Source organism: Nocardia neocaledoniensis (assembly GCF_003182135.1).
Lineage (GTDB): Bacteria > Actinomycetota > Actinomycetes > Mycobacteriales > Mycobacteriaceae > Nocardia > Nocardia neocaledoniensis.
In genome coordinates this window covers 1-18831 of record NZ_QGTL01000019.1, presented here as the reverse complement: position 1 = coordinate 18831, position 18831 = coordinate 1, and the positions used below count along the sequence as shown (strand labels likewise).

General features: G+C 70.0%; 17 protein-coding genes and 1 rRNA gene. 9 read left to right on the top strand and 9 right to left on the bottom strand.

The window, feature by feature from the left end; translation table 11 throughout:
- Positions 1-51: 51 nt before the first annotated feature.
- Positions 52-1341 (bottom strand): hypothetical protein, encoded by a 1290-nt coding sequence (locus tag DFR69_RS32240; RefSeq protein ID WP_110041475.1) that lies wholly within the window; start codon positions 1339-1341, stop codon positions 52-54.
- A 239-nt stretch (positions 1342-1580) separates the two neighbouring features.
- Here DFR69_RS32240 and DFR69_RS32235 point away from each other — a divergent pair, with 239 nt between their 5' ends.
- The 3 genes from DFR69_RS32235 (at position 1581) to DFR69_RS32225 (ending at position 4876) form a co-directional block, all read left to right on the top strand.
- Positions 1581-2726: an acyl-CoA dehydrogenase family protein gene (locus DFR69_RS32235; RefSeq protein WP_110041474.1), complete on the top strand. Its 1146-nt coding sequence runs from the start codon at positions 1581-1583 to the stop codon at positions 2724-2726.
- Between the two features lie 210 nt (positions 2727-2936).
- Positions 2937-3392: a DUF4254 domain-containing protein gene (locus DFR69_RS32230; RefSeq protein WP_146229480.1), complete on the top strand. Its 456-nt coding sequence runs from the start codon at positions 2937-2939 to the stop codon at positions 3390-3392.
- A 110-nt stretch (positions 3393-3502) separates the two neighbouring features.
- Complete coding sequence (locus tag DFR69_RS32225) at positions 3503-4876, top strand: metallophosphoesterase (RefSeq protein WP_110041472.1); 1374 nt, start codon at positions 3503-3505, stop codon at positions 4874-4876.
- A 3-nt stretch (positions 4877-4879) separates the two neighbouring features.
- Here the strand turns inward: DFR69_RS32225 and DFR69_RS32220 are convergent, their stop codons facing one another.
- Positions 4880-5317 carry an Rv3235 family protein gene (locus tag DFR69_RS32220; RefSeq protein ID WP_146229479.1) on the bottom strand — a complete coding sequence of 146 codons (438 nt, stop codon included), beginning with the start codon at positions 5315-5317 and terminating at the stop codon, positions 4880-4882.
- 150 nt (positions 5318-5467) lie between these two features.
- Complete coding sequence (locus DFR69_RS32215) at positions 5468-6310, bottom strand: DUF72 domain-containing protein (protein ID WP_244198572.1); 843 nt, start codon at positions 6308-6310, stop codon at positions 5468-5470.
- Positions 6311-6414: 104 nt separating this feature from the next.
- Between DFR69_RS32215 and DFR69_RS32210 the strand changes: the two genes are divergently transcribed.
- The 5 genes from DFR69_RS32210 (at position 6415) to DFR69_RS32190 (ending at position 11270) form a co-directional block, all read left to right on the top strand.
- A complete protein-coding gene (locus tag DFR69_RS32210; protein WP_110041469.1) occupies positions 6415-7629 on the top strand; it encodes an MFS transporter in 1215 nt (404 codons plus the stop codon).
- On the top strand, positions 7626-7820 hold the full coding sequence (locus tag DFR69_RS32205; protein WP_110041468.1) for a hypothetical protein: 195 nt from the start codon (positions 7626-7628) through the stop codon (positions 7818-7820). The genes DFR69_RS32210 and DFR69_RS32205 overlap by 4 nt, the downstream gene beginning before the upstream one ends.
- 88 nt (positions 7821-7908) lie before the next feature.
- Positions 7909-8454 (top strand): YceI family protein, encoded by a 546-nt coding sequence (locus DFR69_RS32200; protein ID WP_110041467.1) that lies wholly within the window; start codon positions 7909-7911, stop codon positions 8452-8454.
- 27 nt (positions 8455-8481) lie between these two features.
- Complete coding sequence (locus DFR69_RS32195; RefSeq protein ID WP_110041466.1) at positions 8482-9684, top strand: L,D-transpeptidase; 1203 nt, start codon at positions 8482-8484, stop codon at positions 9682-9684.
- A 137-nt stretch (positions 9685-9821) separates the two neighbouring features.
- Complete coding sequence (locus DFR69_RS32190) at positions 9822-11270, top strand: LCP family protein (protein WP_167456488.1); 1449 nt, start codon at positions 9822-9824, stop codon at positions 11268-11270.
- A 51-nt stretch (positions 11271-11321) separates the two neighbouring features.
- Here the strand turns inward: DFR69_RS32190 and fadD32 are convergent, their stop codons facing one another.
- Together fadD32 and DFR69_RS32180 are read right to left on the bottom strand one after the other, a co-directional pair.
- Positions 11322-13205 (bottom strand): long-chain-fatty-acid--AMP ligase FadD32, encoded by a 1884-nt coding sequence (gene fadD32, locus DFR69_RS32185; RefSeq protein ID WP_186817506.1) that lies wholly within the window; start codon positions 13203-13205, stop codon positions 11322-11324.
- A gap of 81 nt (positions 13206-13286) precedes the next feature.
- On the bottom strand, positions 13287-14507 hold the full coding sequence (locus tag DFR69_RS32180) for a KasA/KasB family beta-ketoacyl-ACP synthase (RefSeq protein WP_110041464.1): 1221 nt from the start codon (positions 14505-14507) through the stop codon (positions 13287-13289).
- Between the two features lie 203 nt (positions 14508-14710).
- On the opposite strand from DFR69_RS32180, the gene DFR69_RS32175 reads away from it, so the two are divergent.
- On the top strand, positions 14711-15703 hold the full coding sequence (locus tag DFR69_RS32175) for an acyl-ACP desaturase (protein ID WP_110041463.1): 993 nt from the start codon (positions 14711-14713) through the stop codon (positions 15701-15703).
- A gap of 18 nt (positions 15704-15721) precedes the next feature.
- Here the strand turns inward: DFR69_RS32175 and DFR69_RS32170 are convergent, their stop codons facing one another.
- From DFR69_RS32170 to rrf, 4 genes are all read right to left on the bottom strand, one after another.
- Positions 15722-17002 (bottom strand): diguanylate cyclase domain-containing protein, encoded by a 1281-nt coding sequence (locus DFR69_RS32170; protein WP_110041462.1) that lies wholly within the window; start codon positions 17000-17002, stop codon positions 15722-15724.
- A gap of 47 nt (positions 17003-17049) precedes the next feature.
- Entirely contained in the window at positions 17050-17859 is an 810-nt protein-coding gene (locus DFR69_RS32165; RefSeq protein ID WP_110041461.1) for an SAM-dependent methyltransferase, read from the bottom strand.
- 93 nt (positions 17860-17952) lie between these two features.
- A complete protein-coding gene (locus DFR69_RS32160) occupies positions 17953-18582 on the bottom strand; it encodes a YdcF family protein (protein ID WP_110041460.1) in 630 nt (209 codons plus the stop codon).
- Positions 18583-18735: 153 nt separating this feature from the next.
- Positions 18736-18831, bottom strand: a 5S ribosomal RNA gene (rrf, locus tag DFR69_RS32155); the annotation flags it as partial.

The following is an 18831-nucleotide window of genomic DNA, read 5'->3' as shown; positions in this document are numbered from 1 at the left end:
TCGCGGCGAGCGCGAATCAGCTGCTCAGCGAGGAACTCTCACTGGACAGGGTCAGGAACCCGCGCGCTCCTTGCGGGCCTGACGGCGGGCCTCACGCATGGCGTTGAGCTCCTGTTCCAGGCTCTCGGCGATGCGGAACTGGCCCGTGTCGTACACGCTGACCGGCTCGATCGCCTCGTAGCCGAAGTTGGCCTCCGCGAAGGCCTTCTCGACGCGGGCCTCGATATCGGAGATCGCGCTCTTGCGAGCCGCGGGCACCGCCTCGGCGGGCTTGGCCGTCTCGGCGGGCTTGCTCGCCTCGGTGACCGGCTCCGGCGTCGCGGCCGGGGGCACCACGGACTTCTTCGCCTTGTCCGCCGAGGGCTTGCCGATGCCGAACCGCTTGCGCTTCTCGGCAGGCTTGCCGTTGCCGACGGGCTCGGTGGGCGTCCACGCGGGTTCGCGGGTCACCGGCGCGGTGGCCGCCGCCTGATCGGCGGCGAAGGCCTCGGCCCTGGCCGCGCCCGTCATCGGCGGGGTGTAGGTGAGCCGGACCCCTTCGACGGCTTGCCGGTTGAGCAGGTTCTCCGCCGGGTCGGGCATGTCCCGGATCTGACTGGTGGCCCTGGTGATGGCGAGGCCGTAGCGGGCGCTGGCCGCGTCGTGGATGAGCAGCGCGACGCCGATCATCACCGGCGCCACCGCGTGCACGGCCGCGTCGTACCAACGGCCGTCGCGCACATAGGGATAGGTGTTGAGGGTGACGGTGAGGGCCAGCAGCGCGATCTCGGCGAGCGCGACCTGGCGCCGGTTGTCGATGACGCCCCACTCGGCGACCTTGTTGGTGCCGACCATGATGATGATCAGGCAGACACTGATCATCGCCTCGAGCAGGTAGCTGAACCAGAACAGCGGATCGGTCGGGCCGCCGGGGGCGATGTTCTGCTGAACGTTGACCGCCGACCACAGCATGCCCGCGCCGACCACACCCGCCAGCGCCTTGAGCGACCACGACCGGTGCCGGTACAGCGAAGCCAGCTTCGCGTGCGGGCTCGATTCGCGCCGCTGGGCGGCCATCGCCTTTCTGGCGAGCAGCAGATCTCGCATGTCGGCCTTCTCGATCGCTTCGGTGGTCTGCCTTGCCCGGTCCGAGGCCTGGGCCATGGCCTGGGTGTGTTTCCAGCGCTGTTCGCGATCCTGTTCCCGGATGCGTTCGGCGAGCTCGCGCTCGGCGCGCAGCTCGTCTTCCGACAGGGCGTCGGTGAGCGCGGGATCGAATTGATAGGCGAGGCGCCCACGCGCCCGTTCGACGCGTTGGGCGAGCTGGCTGACGTCGTCTTCGACGGGAGTCTCGACGGTCATGACCGACCACCGACCCGGCATCGCGACGGCAGACGGGTGACCACACGTGTGAACGGCACACGCCATTAATAGTCCATACACCCGCTCGTGCGAAACCGATGGTGCCACACCGCTGCCCGAAACCGGCGTGCCGCGAGCGACACACCCACTATTGCCACGTCGCCAATAGTGGGTCACACTGTACCTGTAACCACTGGTCACCCCTGAGCCAGTGCTGTGCCGAGCCGTAAGGAGACTCGATGGCCGCGAATCGGTCGAGCTGGATGAACGAGGACCTGGACGCCCTGCGCGACCTCGCCCGCGCGTTCATGGCCAAAGAACTCGTGCCGAATATCGACAAGTACCGCGAGCAGCACCACGTGGACCGTGACCTGTGGAACAAGGCGGGCGAGGTCGGCCTGCTGTGCTTGTCGATCCCGGAGGAGTACGGCGGCGGTGGCGGCACCTTCGCCCACGAGGCCGTCCTCATGGAGGAGCAGGCCCGCGCGGTCGACACCTCCTGGGGCGTGAGCCTGCACAACGGCATCGTGGCCCACTACCTGCTCGCCTACGGCACCGAGGAGCAGAAGAAGCAGTGGCTGCCCAAGATGGCCAGCGGTGAGGTCGTCGGCGCCATCGCGATGACCGAGCCGGGCACCGGCTCCGACCTGCAGGCGGTCAAGGCCAAGGCCATCCGCGACGGCGACGAGTACGTCATCAACGGCTCCAAGACCTTCATCACCAACGGCGCGCAGGCCGACCTGATCATCCTGGTCGCCAAGACCGACCCCACCCAGGGCGCCTCCGGTGTCTCGCTGGTGCTGGTCGAGGCCGATCGCCCCGGTTTCCGCCGCGGCCGCGTGCTCGACAAGATCGGCCAGAAGGGCCAGGACACCTCCGAGCTGTTCTTCGAGGACGTGCGCGTCCCGGTGGCCAACCTGCTCGGCACGCAGGAGGGCCAGGGCTTCGTCCAGCTGATGCAGCAGCTGCCCCAGGAGCGCCTGATCGTGGCCCACGGCGCGGTCGCGGGCATGGAGGTCGCGCTCGAGCACACGCTGCGCTACACCAAGGAGCGCGAGGCGTTCGGCCGTCCGGTGTTCGGTTTCCAGAACACCAAGTTCAAGCTGGCCGAGGTGGCCACCGAGGCCCGCATCGCGCGCGTGTTCATCGACGACTGCATCGAGAAGCACCTGCGCGGCGAGCTCGACATCCCCACCGTCGCGATGGCCAAGTGGTGGTGCACCGACAAGGCGATGCAGATCGCCGACACCTGTCTGCAGCTGTTCGGCGGCTACGGCTACATGAACGAGTACCCGATCGCGCGCATGTGGGTCGACAACCGCGTGCAGCTGATCTACGCGGGCACCAACGAGATCATGAAGGAGATCATCGCGCGCAGCCTGTGACGGTCCCGCGCTGAGGATTTCGACCGGCCGTGAGCAGCATCGCTGTTCGCGGCCGGTTTTCTGTTCAACCTATCCGATCTCCCCGCCGAGACGAATGTCCATCGGAAGCGGTGCGAACCAGACGACAGGGATGGTGCGGCGACAGTGGACACGGACGGCGGTTCATCGGGTGAGCCCGGACAGGAACCGGTACTGCCGGACCGTGCCAAGATGATGCGGGCGGTGTGCGGATTCGCGGGCACGGGCGACCCGGTCCTGCGCGCCGCGCACGAACTGGCCGCCCTGCACGAACGACGCGAGCAGCTGGTCCACGGCGACACCAGCGAGATCGATTGGCAGCGGGCGCATCTGGTATGCGAGATCGATCGCTGGGTGGTGATGCGCTCACCCCGGCCCGCCACCACCGCGCCCATGCACACCGAGAGCATCGGCGCCGTCGTCGACCGGATGGCCCATTTCGCCGCGATCACCTATCGGGCGCTGGCCTGCGGCGCCGAGGCCGAACTGCGCGCCGCGCAGACCCGGCTGCACGAACTCGCCTGCGGCTACGACGATCTCGTCGTCGAGGTGGCCAACGGCGCGCGCAGGCTGCCTGACGGCCCCGAGGAAGACTCGCCGGAAAGCGGTGGCGCCCAGCCCAGCCGCAACCGCCCGCGCACCGAGTAGCGGAAGCCACCCGACCAGCCACGCCGTCGGCGGCTGACGGCCACATCGCCGTCCACGCCCGTTCAACCAGCGTCGATACCGTCCTCGGTGACGGCGAACGGAGCTCGGCGATGCTCGATCCTCGACTGCACACCGCGTGGCTGGTGAACGCGGCCGCCGGCGCGGCGGCGGCCACCGTGCGCGCGCCGATGGCCCGCCCGCGCGCCGCCGTGGTCACCCGGCTGGTCGTCACCGACCTGGAGGTCGTGACGGTCACCCACGACACGGCGATCCTCACCTGGACCACCCGGGAGCGTGACCGCTCCGGCGCCCTTCGCCCCGCCGCCGCCGACACCGAGGTGCTGCTCGCCCCCGCCGACGGGCGCGCCGCGGCGACGACCCGCTATTTCGACGCGCGGCGCACCGCGCACCACTACGCCGAGCTCAGTGGCCTGGAACCCGGCCGCCGGTACCGTTTCACCGCCCGCTCGGACGGTGTGCGCGCGGTGCCGGGCCGCACCTGGGTCACCCGTCGTCCGGGCACCCCGGAGCTCACCGGCGTGTTCCGTACCGCCCCACCGCCGCCCGGGCGGTTGTTGCGGACGATCGCGCTCGCCAACGACCTGCACTGGGGCGAGGAGCGCAGCGGGCTGATCGTCGCCGGCCTGCCGCCCGGCCTGCGCCACGACGACGGTCACTACCCGCAGGTGATGACCGACGCCCTGCTGCACGACATCCGGCGGCCGGCCCGCGCGGCCGACCATCTCGTCGTCACGGGCGATCTCACCGACCGCGGCTCCGCCGACCAGGTCGCCGGCATCCGCGCGCGCCTCGACGGCTGGGGCACGCACGGCCGCGACTACCTGGCCTGCCGTGGCAATCACGATGTCGCGCGCGGCCGGAAGGACCACTGGGGCTGGGCTTTCCATGCCCACCAGCGCCTCGTCTGCCACGAACTCGGCGGCCTCAGGCTGATCGGTCTCGACACCACGCGGGGCCGCGGTGCGGGCGGCACGATCTCGGCCGCGCAGCTCACCCGGCTGCGCGAACTGCTGGCCGCGGCGCCGGACCAGCCGACGCTGATCTTCGGCCATCACCCGGCGACCCGCTATGCGGCACTGAGCAATCCGGGCGGGCCCGGGTTCGTGCTCGACAGGGAGAGCGCGCAGGCGTTGCGATCCTGCTACCGGACCAGTCCCGGTGTGTTCCTGCATCAGGCCGGGCACACCCATCGAAACCGGATGAGCCGCCCCGATTCCGGGCGGGTGGAGTTCCTCGAGGTAGCCGCCGTGAAGGAGTACCCCGGCGGCTACGCGCTGCTGCGGATCTATGAGCGCGGCTACACCGTGCATTTCCACCGCATCGCCGCCGCTGCGGCACTGGCCTGGACCGACCGCACCCGCGGGCAGTACTTCGGTCTGCAACCCGATCACGCCCTCGGCACCCTGGCAGACCGCAATCATCGAGCCGCCCACGACTTCTCCGGCGTCACCCCCGCGCACTGAGGGTCAATACATCCGCAGCGCGACCAGTCGCCAACGCTCCCTGGCGGATTCGATGCGCCCGGCCAGCGCGAACGTGCGCGCCCCGCGCTGGTACGACGCGAACAGCTCGGCCCCCGCGGCCTCGCCCGCGCTGAGCCGCACGTGCTTGACCGTTGCTGTCCCGAGCCCTCGGCCCGGCGCGAGATCCTGAACGAGCATGGTGCGCACCGATTCCAGCACCCGCGGCTCGGTGATCGCACGCAACTGGTCGACCTGCCTGCGCCGGTCGACGACCTCGAGCAGCAGACGCACCGACTGCTCGGCGAACCGCTGCGCGTCGGACTCGACCACCTCGGCCCCGCCTGCGCAGGCAGCGCGCACCGCCCTGCGCAGCCCACTGCCGCTCGGCGTCCGCCGCCGGGACCCACTCGGAACATGTTGCCGCACAGCTGAACCCGTCACGTTCTCAGCTCCGTACCCCGGCTCGCACTGCGGCGCGTGCATCAATGACAGCCGATCCGTAGACATCACTCGTCCCCTTCGAGTCCGCCCACGCACTCCCCAGTGCTGGCGCACAGCATGCCACGAGGGTCCGACAACCACGCGCGGAATTCAGAACAGGGTCATCGGCTCGGTCGGCTCCGGTGTCGGCTGGGCGGGCAGGCCGGGGACGACCTCGGCCACGGCGTCGTGGAAGCGGCGCGCCAGCCCGCGGGCGGCGGCGTTGTCGGGGGTGTGCACGAACACCGTCGGCGAGCGCCCCTCGCGCAGCCACTCCGCGACCGTCTCGACCCACGGTCGCCACCCCGCGACCGTGCGGTCGACATCGGCGCGGCCGTGGTAGCACACGATCGGGTACTCGGTCAGCGCCCGCAGCCGCCGCGGCACCCGCGGCTTCTTGGCGCGGGCCTCGTGCTCCGACGGGTCACCGGGAGGACCGTCGAACAGCACGGTCGTGTCGAAGGGCACCCATTCCGCGCCGATCCGGCCGAGCACCCGTTCCAGCTGCACGGCCGCGCGCTCATCGGTGAAGAAGGCCGGGTGCCGCACCTCCACCGCGCAGCGCAGCCCGGCGGGCAGCTCGCGCTGGAAGCGGGCCAGCGCGCCGAGGTCGGTCGGGCCGAAGGAGGCGGGCAGCTGGACCCACAGTGCGTGCACGCGCGGGCCGAGCGGCGCCATCACGTCGAGGAACGTCCACAGGTCGGCTCGCGCGTCGACGAGTCTGCGCTCGTGGGTGACCGCCCTCGGCGGTTTGAGCACGAACCGGAAATCCGGGTCGGTCTGCCGCGCCCACGAGGCAACGGTCTCCGGTGACGGCGTGGCGTAGAAGGTGGTGTTTCCCTCGACCGCGCCGCAGTGGCCCGCGTAGGCGCGCAGCCGCTCCCCCGGCGGCGGAAGCCGTTGCTGCCATTCCGGATGCGTCCACATCGCACATCCCACCCGCAGCTCACGCACAGGCCGACGGTAGTACAGCGCGGGGGCGCGCCTAAAATGAGACCGGTTGCCACCACTCGCCCTCCGCGCGTGCCCCGGTGCGCGCGAGACGGAAAGGGCCTGTGATGGCGATTCTCACCAGCGAGCGGCTCAGCGCTGTCCCGGAAACGACGACCAGAGCGTGGCGCGCCGTCGCGGCGGCGATCGTGGCGATCGCGTGGGGCGGTAACGAGTTCACGCCGCTGCTGGTCATGTACAAGGGCAACGGGCTGCCGCTCACCGCGGTCGATCTGCTGCTGTTCTACTACGTCCTCGGCATCGTGCCCGCACTCCTGATCGGCGGTCCGCTCTCGGATCGATGGGGTCGTCGTCCGCTGATGCTGCCCGCCCCGCTCATCGCGGCGGCCGGCTCGCTGCTGCTGGCGGTCGGCGCGGCCTCGGTGCCGATGCTGGCGGCCGGGCGCATGCTCTGCGGTGTCGCGCTCGGCCTGGCGATGGCGGTCGGCGGCAGCTGGGTCAAGGAACTGTCCCAGGCGTCGGCGGCCGGCTCCGGGGCGCGCCGCTCGGCGATGAGCCTGACCGCGGGCTTCGCGCTCGGCGCCGGGGTGGCCGGGCTCCTCGCCCAGTGGGGACCGCTGCCGAATTCGACGGCCTACCTGGTGAACGTCGCGCTGTGCCTGGCCGCCGCCGTCGGGTTGCGCCGCGTCCCCGAGACGGTGACGCGCCAGCCGGATCCGGGCCGGTTCCGTGACGATCTGAAGATCCTCGCGGCCGGGCACCGCCGGTTCCTGCGCGTCGCCGTACCGATCGCGCTGTGGCTGTTCACCGCCAACGCCACCGCCTACGCCGTGCTGCCGACGCTCATGCTGCCGCGCGTACAGCAGGCCCCGATCGCCTTCTCGGCCCTGGTCACCATGGTGGCGCTGGGCTGCGGATTCCTCATCCAGTCGGTGGCGCGGCGGATCGACCGGCCCGGCACCGCCCGCGCGGGCGTGATCGCGCTGGGGCTGCTCACCCTCGGCATGGTGCTCGCCGCGTGGACGGCGGCCACCCTGAGCGTCTGGGTGACCCTGCTGGCGGCCGTGGTCCTCGGCAGCGGCTACGGCATCGGCCTGGTCGCAGGCCTGCAGCAGATCGAGCGGATCGCGGGGCCCGGCGATCTGGCGGGGCTCAACGCGGTGTTCTACTCGGTGAGCTACCTCGGCTTCGGCGTGCCCGCCGTCCTGTCGGCGCTGCACGGTGGCCTCGGCTTCGGCTACCCCGCCATGTATCTGGTCACCGCGCTGATCGCCGCGGCCTGCCTGGCTCTGGTCGCCGCGAACTACCGTGAACGGTTGTGAACACCGATCCGATCGAGGTCCTGCGGCGCTGGCAGGATTCCGGCGCCCTGTGGCGCGTGCTGCACCGCACCGCCGACGCGGTGACCGTCGGCCTGTTCGAGTGCACGGGCGGGCAAGAGGTCGACCGGTTCACCTCCGCCGATCCGGCTTTGCTGCGCTTCCTCGGCGAACGCACGAGCAGCGAGGACTGACTCGGGCGTCCGCACCGAGCTAGGCTGGGTGCCGTCATCGCTTCACCGTTGTCGGCCTCGTGGCCGGTCCGCTCAGTGAGGAGAGATCATGTCGGCACCCACCCAGGGACTGTCCGCGGGTACATGGGTCATCGACCCCGCCCATTCCGCCCTCGAGTTCGCCGTGCGCCACCTGATGGTGAGCAAGGTGCGCGGGCGGTTCAAGGACTTCAGCGGCCAACTGGTCGTGCACCCCGACGGCACCGCCGACGCCGACGTGGAGATCAAGGTCGACTCGGTGACCACCGACAACGCCCAGCGCGACGGCCACCTGGCCACCGCCGACTTCTTCGACGTGAGCAACTACCCGGTCGCCACCTTCGCCGCGCGCGGATTCCGGCCGATCGCCGGCGAGTTCGAGGTCACCGGTGACTTCACCATCCGCGGCACCACCCACCCGGTCACCCTCGCGGTCGAGTTCCTCGGTTCCGGACCGGGCATGACCGACGCGCCGGTCGCCGGCTACACCGCGACGGCCACGATCAACCGCCGCGATTTCGGCATCACCACCGAGATGCCGATGGCCAATGGCGGCGCCGTGATCGGCGACAAGATCACCTTGACCCTCGACGTCGAGGTCGGTTTGCAGGGCTGAGGACGGCACCGTGCACAGGAGGGGCGCATGAGGGGACGTTGGCGAGCCGGGCTCGCCGCCGGGCTCGCGCTGTTCCTCGCCGCCTGTAGCGGCTCGACCACCGATCCCGGCACCGATTCTGCGCCGCCGGCCCCGGTGATCTCGGTCGAGCCCGCGGACCGCGCGACCGAGATCGACCCGCTCGCGCCGGTCCGGGTCGCCACCAGCGACGGCAAGCTCACCGCGGTCACCATGACCAACGAGCAGGGCGGCACGGTCGAGGGCGTCTTCACCCCCGACCAGAGCGCCTGGAAACCCACCGAGCCCCTCGGCTACGGCCGCACCTACACGGTGCGGGCCGAGGCACTCACCGTCACGGGCACCGTCGGGCCGATCACCTCGTCGTTCTCGACGCTCGCGCCGAACAACCAGACGAAGGTGTACTTCCGCACCACCGGCGGCGCCGCGCTCTCCCCCGACGGCAGCTACGGCGTCGGGACGGTGGTGGTCGCGCACTTCGACGAGGACGTCCCCGACCGCGCGACGGCCGAGAAATACCTGACCGTCGGCACCGATCCCCCGGTCACCGGCTCCTGGTACTGGCTCGACGACCGCAACGCGCACTGGCGCCCGGAGAACTACTACCAGCCCGGTACCAAGGTCACCCTCGCCGCCGACATCTACGGCAAGGACCTCGGCGGCGGCATGTACGGCCAGGAGGACACCAGGACCAGCTTCACGATCGGGCCCTCGCACGTCTCGATCGTCGACGACAACGACAAGCAGGTGCGGGTTTTCGAGAACGGCACCCTGATCCGCACCATGCCCACCTCGATGGGCATGGGCGGCAGCGAGGTGGTCGCGGGCAAGACGATCACCTTCTGGACCCAGCCGGGGACCTACACGGTGATGGACAAGGCCAACCCGGTGATCATGGACTCCTCCACCTACGGCCTGCCGGTGAACTCCCGCCTCGGCTACAAGGAGACCATCGGCTGGGCGACCAGGATCAGCACCGACGGCATCTACCTGCATCAGCTCGACGACACGATCTGGGCGCAGGGCAACACCAACGTCTCGCACGGTTGCCTGAACCTCAGCGGCGAGAACGCCCGCTGGTTCTACGAGTTCTCGCAACCCGGTGACGTGGTGGAGATCCGCAACACCGGCGGGGCCCCGCTCGAGGTGTGGCAGAACGGCGATTGGAGCGTGCCGTGGGATCAGTGGCAGGCGGGTAGCGCACTGCGGTGAACGACGACGACATCACGGCGCCCCTGCCGCGCCGGGAACCACCCGCGCTCGGTCCACAGCGCATCGGCAGGCGAGTACCCCGCACCGAGCCCACCCGCGGCGCCCGGCTGCGCCGTGCCGGGCTGATCACGGCCAGGATGATCGGCGCGACGGCCGCGCTGGCGATCCTCACCGGCACCGGGCTGGCATGGTCGGCGAAGAACGATTTCGATTCCGGCTTCACCCATTCCACCGCGCTCGGTGACGACGCGCCCCGCTCCCGCGGCGGTGACGTCAACGTCCTGCTGATCGGCCTGGACACCCGCAAGGATCTCAACGGCAACGATCTGCCGAAGGACGTCCTCGACCAGCTGCACGCGGGCGACGGCACCGAGGGCGGCTACAACGCCAATTCCCTGATCCTGCTGCACATTCCGGCCGATCTGAGCAAGATCGTCGCGTTCTCCATCCCCCGCGACGACTACGTGGCGGTGACCGGCATCCCCGGCTATTCCCAGGTGAAGATCAAGGAGGCGTACGGCCTGAAGAAGGCCGCCGTGCACGCGCAACTGCTCGACAAGGGCGTCACCGATCCGGTGGAGCTGGAGCGGCGCAGCAGGGAGGCGGGCCGCGCCTCGATCGTCACGACCGTCCGCAATCTGGTCGGGGTGCCGATCGACCGGTTCGCCGAGATCTCGCTGGCCGGGTTCTACGACCTGGCGACCGCAGTCGGCGGCGTCGACGTGTGCCTCAACCAGGCGGTCGACGACAGCGAGTTCTCCGGTGCGGTGTTCCCGGCGGGCCGCCAGCATCTCGACGGCGCGCAGGCGCTGGCCTTCGTGCGGCAGCGCCACGGGCTGCGCAACGGCGATCTGGACCGGACGCACCGGCAGCAGGCGTTCCTCACCTCGGTGGCCAAGTCGCTCAAGGATTCCGGCACGCTCACCAATCTGAGCAGGCTCGCCGAGCTGATGGACGTGGCCCATCGCGATGTCGTGCTCTCCGACGGCTGGAATCTGTTCGACTTCGCCCGCGAGCTGGGCGCGGCGGGTTCGCTGCCGGTGGAGTTCCGCACCCTACCGGTGCTGCGCTACGACGTGATCGACGGCCAGGACGTCAACATCGTCGACCCGGCGGCGATCAAACGCGAGGTGCGGGCCGCCTTCGGCCAGGAGGCGCCGAAAACCACGGCGCCACCGCGTGTTCCGACCAGCGTGGTGGATGTCCACAATGTGGGTGGCGCGTCGGGTCAGGCGGCGGCCCTGTCCGCGGCGCTGACCGCCCGCGGCTATCGAGCGGGCGAGGTCGGCAACGGCGCGGGCGACGACCCGATCACCGCTGTCACCTACGGACCCGGCGCGGCCGAGGATGCCCGGGCGCTGGCCGAAACCCTCGGCGGGGTACCGGTTTCCGCGGCGTCGTCGGTGGCGGACGGTCACATCCGGGTGGTGATCGGCGCCGATTTCACGATGCCCGTCGAGCTGAGCCCGGCCACGGCGAGCACCACGGCGCCGCCGACCACCACGGGCACCTCCACCCTGCCGCTGCCCGACGCGGGCAAACCGGTGACCACCTCGATCGGCGACACCATCCCCTGCGTCAACTGACCACGGCCGCACCGCGGTTCGGCCACCGGCGCCCCGGTGGCCGAACCCGCCTCACTCCTCCGGCGCGTCCGGGTAGGCGTCCTGGCGGTGCCCGCCGCGCAGGGTGCCGTCCAGATACGCGGCCCGGCAGGCCCGCCGGGCGATCTTGCCGCTCGATGTCCGCGGGATCGACCCGGCCGGCACCAGCAGCAGATCACGCACGGTGACGCCGTGCCTGCGCGCGATGGCCGCGCGTACCGTATCCACGATCGGGCCTGGGTCGAGTTTGGCCGCGCCCGTGCCGCGTTCGGCCACGACGACGAGCCGCTCGGCCGTGTCGTCGGCGTCGGCGCCCGCCTCGCGCACCGCCGCGGGCAGCTGCCCCGCCTGCACGGAGAACGCCGCGATGAACCCGGGCCGCAGCGCCGTGCTCGCCTCCTGCGCCGAGTACTCCAGATCCTGCGGATAGTGATTGCGGCCGTCGACGATCACCAGGTCCTTCACCCGCCCGGTGATGAACAGTTCGCCGTCGTGATAGGCGCCGAAGTCGCCGGTGCGCATCCAGCGCGCGTCGTCCGGCGCGCCCTCGGCACGGCTGCCGACGGGCAGGCGGGCGATCACCCGGTTGTGGAAGGTCTGCGCGGTCTCCTCCGCCCTGCCCCAGTATCCGATGCCCATGTTGTCGCCGTGCAGCCAGATCTCGCCGACCTCGCCGTCCCTGCGCTCGATCCCGGTGTCCGGGTCGACGATCACCGCCCACTGCGACCGCGCCACATACCCGCACGACACCTGCGCGACAGCGTTGGCCGAGTGCTCGTCGACCTCGACCATCCGGCCCGAGTTGAGTTGTCCGCGGTCGACATACACCACCCGCGCCTCGTCGTCGCGACGCGTCGCCGACACGAACAGCGTCGCCTCGGCCATGCCGTAGCAGGGCTTGATCGCGGTCTTGGACAGCCCGTACGGCGCGAACGCCTCGTTGAACTTGCGCATGGACGACACCGAGACCGGCTCGCTGCCGTTGATCAACCCGATCACATTGGACAGGTCGAGCGATTCGTCGCCCTTGGGCACCCCGCGCACCGCGGCGTGTTCGAAGGCGAAGTTCGGTGCCGCCGAATAGATCTCGGCGCCGTCGGCCTGGGCCGCCAGTTCCTTGATCCAGCGCGCGGGCCTGCGCACGAACGCGCTCGGCGACATGATGGTGATGAACTTGCCGCCGATGGTCGGCAGGATCACCGTGAGCAGCCCCATGTCGTGGAACAGCGGCAGCCAGGTGACCCCGCGCGCGTTCTCGGTGATCCCGATCGCGTCGACCATCTGCAGCAGATTCGTGCCGACGGCGCGGTGGGTGATCTCGACGCCCGCGGGCACCCGGGTGGAGCCGGAGGTGTACTGCAGGTAGGCGACGCTGTCGATGTTGATGTCGGGCCTGCGCCAGGTCTTGCCGACGGTGTCCGGAATCGCCTCCACCGCGATGATCCGAGGGCGCTGCGCGGCGGGCTGCTCGCGGAAGAACTTGCGCACCCCCGCCGCCGCGGTGCCGACGGTCAGGACCGCCGCGGGCTCGCAGTCGCCGAGGACGGCGTGCAGCCGGTCGCTGTGGCCCTGCTCCTCCGGATCGAACAGCGGCACGGCCACGTTCCCCGCGTACACGGCGGCGAACAGCGCCACCACGTAGTCCAGTCCCTGTGGCGCGAGCACCGCCACCCGGTCGCCCGGTTCGGTCACCTGCTGCAGCCGGGCCGCCACCGCGCGCAGGCGGACGCCGAATTCCCGCCAGGTCAGTTCCTGATATTCCCCCTCACGTTCGCGTGAATAGTCGATGAAGCGGTAGGCCAGATCGTCGCCGTTGGCCTCGCTGTGTTTGTCGACGAAGTCGATCAGGGTCTGGTCACCGGGAATCCGGATATTGCCCGATTCGTCCACATAGTCGTCGAAAGTGTCGCCGATCATTCCCTATCCTTTTCAACGCACAATGCCTCGCCGAGAGGCTGAACTCGTGCAATGCAGTGGCAGGCGTCGCCGGGGCGATCGTCAATACCGACCGAAGGCGATGGCGACGTTGTGCCCGCCGAATCCGAAGGAGTTGTTCACCGCGTAGTCGATCCGCCCGCGGCGGGCTTCCCCGGAGACCACGTCCAGCTCGATCTCGGGGTCCTGGTTCTCCAGGTTGAGCGTCGGCGGGATGATGCTGTCGCGCACGCTGAGCACGGTCAGCACCGCCTCGAGCGCACCGACCGCGCCGATCGAGTGCCCGAGCGCCGACTTGGGCGCGTACACCGAGGCGTGGTCGCCGATCGCCTTGCCGATGGCGTTGGCCTCGGCGGTGTCACCGATCGGGGTCGCGGTCGCGTGCGCGTTGATGTGCGTGACGTCGGTGCTGGCGATCCCGCCCGTCTGCAGCGCCCTGGTCATCGCCCGCGCGGCGCCGCTGCCCTCGGGATCGGGGGCGACGAGGTGGAAGCCGTCGGAGGTGACACCTGCGCCGAGCAGCCGCGCGTGGATCGTGGCGCCGCGTGCCTTGGCGTGCTCCTCGGTCTCGATGACCATCATCGCGCCCGCCTCGCCGAAGACGAAGCCGTCACGATCGGCGTCGAAGGGCCGCGACGCCGCCTTGGGGTCGTGGTTGCGCGTGCTCATGGCACGCATCTGGGTGAACGCCGCGATCGGCAGCGCCTGGATCGAGCCCTCCACCCCGCCGGTGACCACCATGTCGGCGTCGCCCATCACGATCATCCGCCACGCGTTGGCGATCGCCTCCGAGCCGGAGGAGCAGGCCGACACCGGCGTGGAAACCCCGGCCCGCGCGCCCAATTCGAGGCCGATGCAGGCGGCGGGGCCGTTGGGCATGATGGCCTGCACCGTCAGCGGCGACACCTTGCGGTAGCCGCCGTTGCTGAGCTTGTCGCGGGCGTAGATCAGGGATTCCGCGCCGCCGAGTCCGGTGCCCACCGAGACGCCGAGCCGGTCGCGATCCACTTCGGGGTTGCCCGCGTTGCGCCACACCTCGCGGCCCAGGACCACGGCCATCTGCTCGACATAGGACAGCCTGCGCGCTTCCTCCCTGGTGAGCGCGGCGGCCGGGGAGACCTTCAGATGGCCACCGATCCGCACCGGCAGGTCGAAATCGTCGACGAAGGAGTCGTCGAGGACATCGATTCCGCTTTCGCCGTTGAGCAGACCCTTCCAGGTCGAATCGACGTCACCCGCGATCGATGTGGTCGCCGCGAGGCTTGTGACCACGATGTCCGTCATATTTTTCGCTCACTCTCTCTAGCTATGCCACGACTGATCGGGAACCGCTGATGGAGCTGAACTGGTGGAGCGTATATGCACGCGGCGCGACGCGCCCAAATTCCGAAACAGTACCCTCCGCACCCGTGTCGTTCGGAGGTGCGATGTACCGGGTCTATTGTCGGCGACGACGGGCAACACTACCGGACCGAAAGGGTACGAGCGTGGCCAGGAACCTCACCCAGTTGGAACTGCTCATCGAACTGGAGCCGATCGCGGCGAGCAACGTCGACCGGCACCTGTCGATGGCCAAGGATTGGCACCCGCACGACTACGTGCCCTGGGATCAGGGCCGCAACTTCGCGGCGATGGGCGGAATCGACTGGGACACCGGGCAATCCGCGCTCAGCGAGGTCGCCAGGGCGGCCATGATCACCAACCTGCTCACCGAGGACAATCTGCCGTCCTACCACCGGGAGATCGCCGAGAACTTCTCCCAGGACGGCGCCTGGGGCACCTGGGTGGGCCGCTGGACCGCCGAGGAGAATCGCCACGGCATCGTGATGCGCGACTACCTCGTCGTCACCCGCGGGGTCGACCCGGTGGCGCTCGAGAACGCCCGCATGATCCACATGACCAACGGCTATTCGGCGATGGCCGTCGTCGACGAGAAGGCGCGCGGCGCCGACATCCGGCCCGATTCCGGCGCGGGCCTGCTGTACTCGGTCGCCTACGTGACCTTCCAGGAACTGGCCACCCGCGTCAGTCACCGCAACACCGGCCGGGTCTGCGACGACCCGATCGCCGACCGCATGCTCGCCCGGATCGCGGCCGACGAGAACCTGCACATGATCTTCTACCGCAACCTCTGCGCGGCCGCGCTCGACCTGGCGCCCGATCAGAGCATGGCTGCCATCAACACGATCGTGCAGGGTTTCCAGATGCCCGGCGCAGGCATGCCGGGCTGGCGGCGCAACGGCGTGCTGATGGCCAAGCACGGCATCTACGACCTGCGCCAGCATCTGGAGGAGGTGCTGCTGCCCGTGCTACGCAAGTGGAACATCTTCGAGCGCAACGATTTCGGCGCGATCGGCGAGCAGGCCCGCGAGGACCTCGCTGGCTTCCTCGAGCGGCTGCGCGCCGACGTGGTGCGCTTCGAGGAACAGCGCGATCGCTCGCTCGCCCGCGCCGCGCGGCGCGCCGGTCAGCTCGTCTGAGCGCGTGCGCGATCCGGCCTATCGGGCCGGATCGCGGCGCGCCTCGTGCTTGCGCCGGTACATGGCGGCGTCGGCGGCGTGCACCAATTCGTCGACGGTGCCGGGCAATTCGTCGAAGTACGCCGTGCCGATGCTCACCCCGACCACGAGCATGTGACCGTCCACTTCCAGCGGCGCCGTGAGCGCGGCCATCAGCTCGTCCGCCAGGCCGGCCAATTGCGCTTGCCCGGAAGAGTTCTCGACCAGCACCAGGAACTCGTCACCGCCGATCCGGGCCGCCAGCGCGCCCAGCGGCCGGACCGCCTCGCGCATCCGGTCGGCGACGACGCGCAGCACCCGGTCCCCGACCGTGTGCCCCCACAGGTCGTTGATCTCCTTGAAGCCGTCGAGATCCAGGTAGCAGACCCCGATCGGGGGCACCGCCCCGGCGAGCCGGTTGAACAGGTGCGGGCGATTCGGCAACCCGGTGAGCGCGTCGTGATTCGCGTCGTGCCAGAGCCGGTCGGCGAGTTGCTTGCGCTCGGTGACGTCGACGGCGACACCGATCAGGAACTGGATCTCCCCGTCCGGATTGCGCACCGCCGACATCGACAGGTCGATGATGGTGATCTCGCCGTCGTCGTGCAGGTGCTGGGTCTCGGTGCGGAAGCTCTCCGATTCGCCCGCGACCATGCGCTGCAGCTCGGTGAAGGCGTAGTTCAGGTTCTGCGGGCCGAGGATGTCGGCGACCGTCCGGCCCGGCATCGACTCGGGGGTCTGGCCGAGCATCTCGGCCATGGTGGCGTTGCAGTTGACCACCTTGCCGGTCATGTCGACGGTGCCGATGCCGACCAGGGCCCCGTCGAAGACGGCTTCGAACCGGGCCTCCGACAGCGCCCGGCGGCTCTCGGCTTCGCTGGCCGCGGCCAGCACCGCGGCCAGCGTGGCCTCCTGCTCGGCCAGCGCCGCGGAGCGCAGCGCACCGGTGAATCCGGCGGCGAAGTCGGCGGCCAGCCCGATCGCGCGTTCCCTGATCTCGGGCAGCGCCGGGTCGTCCGACCCGTCGGCGACCTCGGTGACCAGGTCTTCACAGATCACCCGCACCGACCGGCTGACGGCCGCCGGATCGCGATAGTTGGCCGCGACCAGCATCCGGGCGGCCCGGCGTGCGACGTCGGGGTCCTCACCGCCGAGCGCGGCGTCGATCATGCCCGTGCACAGGGCCGCGAGCATGTCCTCGATCTGCGAGCGGTTCAGCGTGGGAGCGACAACGCCGTCGAGGGCATCCGCCCACCGCTGCGCCAGCTCCCACGACCCCACTGCTCGTCCACCCTGTCATCTCATGACGCCGCTGCCGTCCCCGACGGTCAACCCTTGCGCGCGACGCCCGCCAAGCCGAGCGAACGACCCGGCTGCTCGTGCTGATCCCGCTCCGACTCCGGCCGCCACGACGGCAGCTCGACGACCCCGGGATCAACCATGTCCCAACCCTGAAACATCTCGGTGATCGCGGCCTTGTCCCGGAAATGGATGCCGACCTTCGTCTCGTTCACCGAGTGCGTTCCCAGTTTACCGGCATCCTCCGGCCGCGACTCGGACGACAGATGTGAAATGGCGATGTAGCTGTCCGGGGTCACCGCCGCCCGCAGTGCGGCCACCTTGCCCGCCGGATCGTCCTCGTCGGCCACCAGGTGCAGCACCGCGATGAGCAGCAGGCCGACCGGCTGGGTGAAGCCGATCAGCCCGGTCTCGCCGACCGCGGCGAGCAGCGCTTCCGGCTCCCTGAGGTCGGCCTCGATCGCGCCCGCCTGCTCGTTGCCGCTCAGGATGGTGCGCGAGTGGACCACGGCGACCGGGTCGATGTCGATGTAGAGCACCCGCGCCTCGGGGTCGAGCTCGTGCACGATCTCGTGCACGTTGCCCGCGGTGGGGATGCCGGAACCGATGTCGACGAACTGGCGGATGCCTGCCTCGACCATGAAGCGCACCGCGCGCCGCAGGAAGGCCCGATTGCTCAGGGCCAGCCGCGGCAGGTCGGGCACGAGCTTGATCGCCATCTCCGCCGCCATCCGGTCGACCGCGAAGTTGTGCGAGCCGCCGAGCAGCGCGTCGTACATCCGGGCCGGGCTCGGATGCTGCATGTCTACGCCTTCGGGTGCCCACGCAGGCCTGTCCATCACATTCCCCTGTCGTTCGAGCCGCCCCGCACCCCGCGGTGACGACTCACGCATCGTAGTGCGCGCCACCGACGCGGGCGCGCGCTCGCGAACCTAACTGCCCGCACCGAACGGCTTGGCCCACAGCGGCGCCACGTCCGGCGTCATGGTCGCGACCACCGGAACACCGACGGCCAGGAAGTTCTCCAGCGCCCGGCGCATGTGATCGGCGGAGGTGATGAGCACCGCCTTGTGCACCCCGAGCGCCTCCATCACCTTGGCCGCGAACTCCGCATTCTGGACCGTCGACCCGGCCTGGGTCTCGGTGTGGATCCGCCTGGCCGGCACGCCGCGCACCTTCAGCCACTCCGCCATCACCTGCGCCTCGGTGACGCCGTTGCGCGGGTTGCCGCCGGTGACGATCACCGGCGACGAGGGCGACATGAACGCCTGAATCAGCGCCGCGTGCAACCGATTTCCCAATTCGGCCCGCATGGTGCCGTCCGGCAGCAAGCCGTAGCCGAGCACGACGATCGCCGTCTCGGGCCCGTAACTGCGGGGCAGGTCGATGCCGGCCACGCCGGCGATGGAATGGGCCGCGCCCGCCAGGCCGTCGGCGAGCGGGTCAGGTGTGGGCGCGGCGATCGCGGGCGCCGCGGTGGCGATCGCGCCGAGCAGAGCGGCGGGCAGCACGAGGGCGGCCGCGCCGCGTCGCAGGGACCTGTGCGTGAACAACCAATCCATGGTGACCTCCCGAAGCAACGTGGCACCATGGTGGCTGACCAGGGCGGGGGCCGGGCAGGTTTCTGAAATATTCGTGACTCAGTTCCGGGGAACCGTTATCATTCAACGCAAAAAGGCCCTCCAACCGAAGTTGGAGGGCCTTTCGCAATGATGTTCCGGCGGTGTCCTACTCTCCCACACCCTGTCGAGTGCAGTACCATCGGCGCAGGTGGCCTTAGCTTCCGGGTTCGGAATGGGACCGGGCGTTTC

Coding starts and splice junctions, on each gene's coding strand:
- DFR69_RS32160 (WP_110041460.1), bottom strand. CDS start 18,582: ATGGATTGGTTGTTCACGCACAGGTCCCTGCGACGCGGCGCGGCCGCC.
- DFR69_RS32225 (WP_110041472.1), top strand. CDS start 3,503: ATGCTCGATCCTCGACTGCACACCGCGTGGCTGGTGAACGCGGCCGCC.
- DFR69_RS32235 (WP_110041474.1), top strand. CDS start 1,581: ATGGCCGCGAATCGGTCGAGCTGGATGAACGAGGACCTGGACGCCCTG.
- DFR69_RS32210 (WP_110041469.1), top strand. CDS start 6,415: ATGGCGATTCTCACCAGCGAGCGGCTCAGCGCTGTCCCGGAAACGACG.
- fadD32 (WP_186817506.1), bottom strand. CDS start 13,205: ATGATCGGCGACACTTTCGACGACTATGTGGACGAATCGGGCAATATC.
- DFR69_RS32200 (WP_110041467.1), top strand. CDS start 7,909: ATGTCGGCACCCACCCAGGGACTGTCCGCGGGTACATGGGTCATCGAC.
- DFR69_RS32165 (WP_110041461.1), bottom strand. CDS start 17,859: ATGGACAGGCCTGCGTGGGCACCCGAAGGCGTAGACATGCAGCATCCG.
- DFR69_RS32230 (WP_146229480.1), top strand. CDS start 2,937: ATGATGCGGGCGGTGTGCGGATTCGCGGGCACGGGCGACCCGGTCCTG.
- DFR69_RS32180 (WP_110041464.1), bottom strand. CDS start 14,507: ATGACGGACATCGTGGTCACAAGCCTCGCGGCGACCACATCGATCGCG.
- DFR69_RS32195 (WP_110041466.1), top strand. CDS start 8,482: ATGAGGGGACGTTGGCGAGCCGGGCTCGCCGCCGGGCTCGCGCTGTTC.
- DFR69_RS32240 (WP_110041475.1), bottom strand. CDS start 1,341: ATGACCGTCGAGACTCCCGTCGAAGACGACGTCAGCCAGCTCGCCCAA.
- DFR69_RS32190 (WP_167456488.1), top strand. CDS start 9,822: ATGATCGGCGCGACGGCCGCGCTGGCGATCCTCACCGGCACCGGGCTG.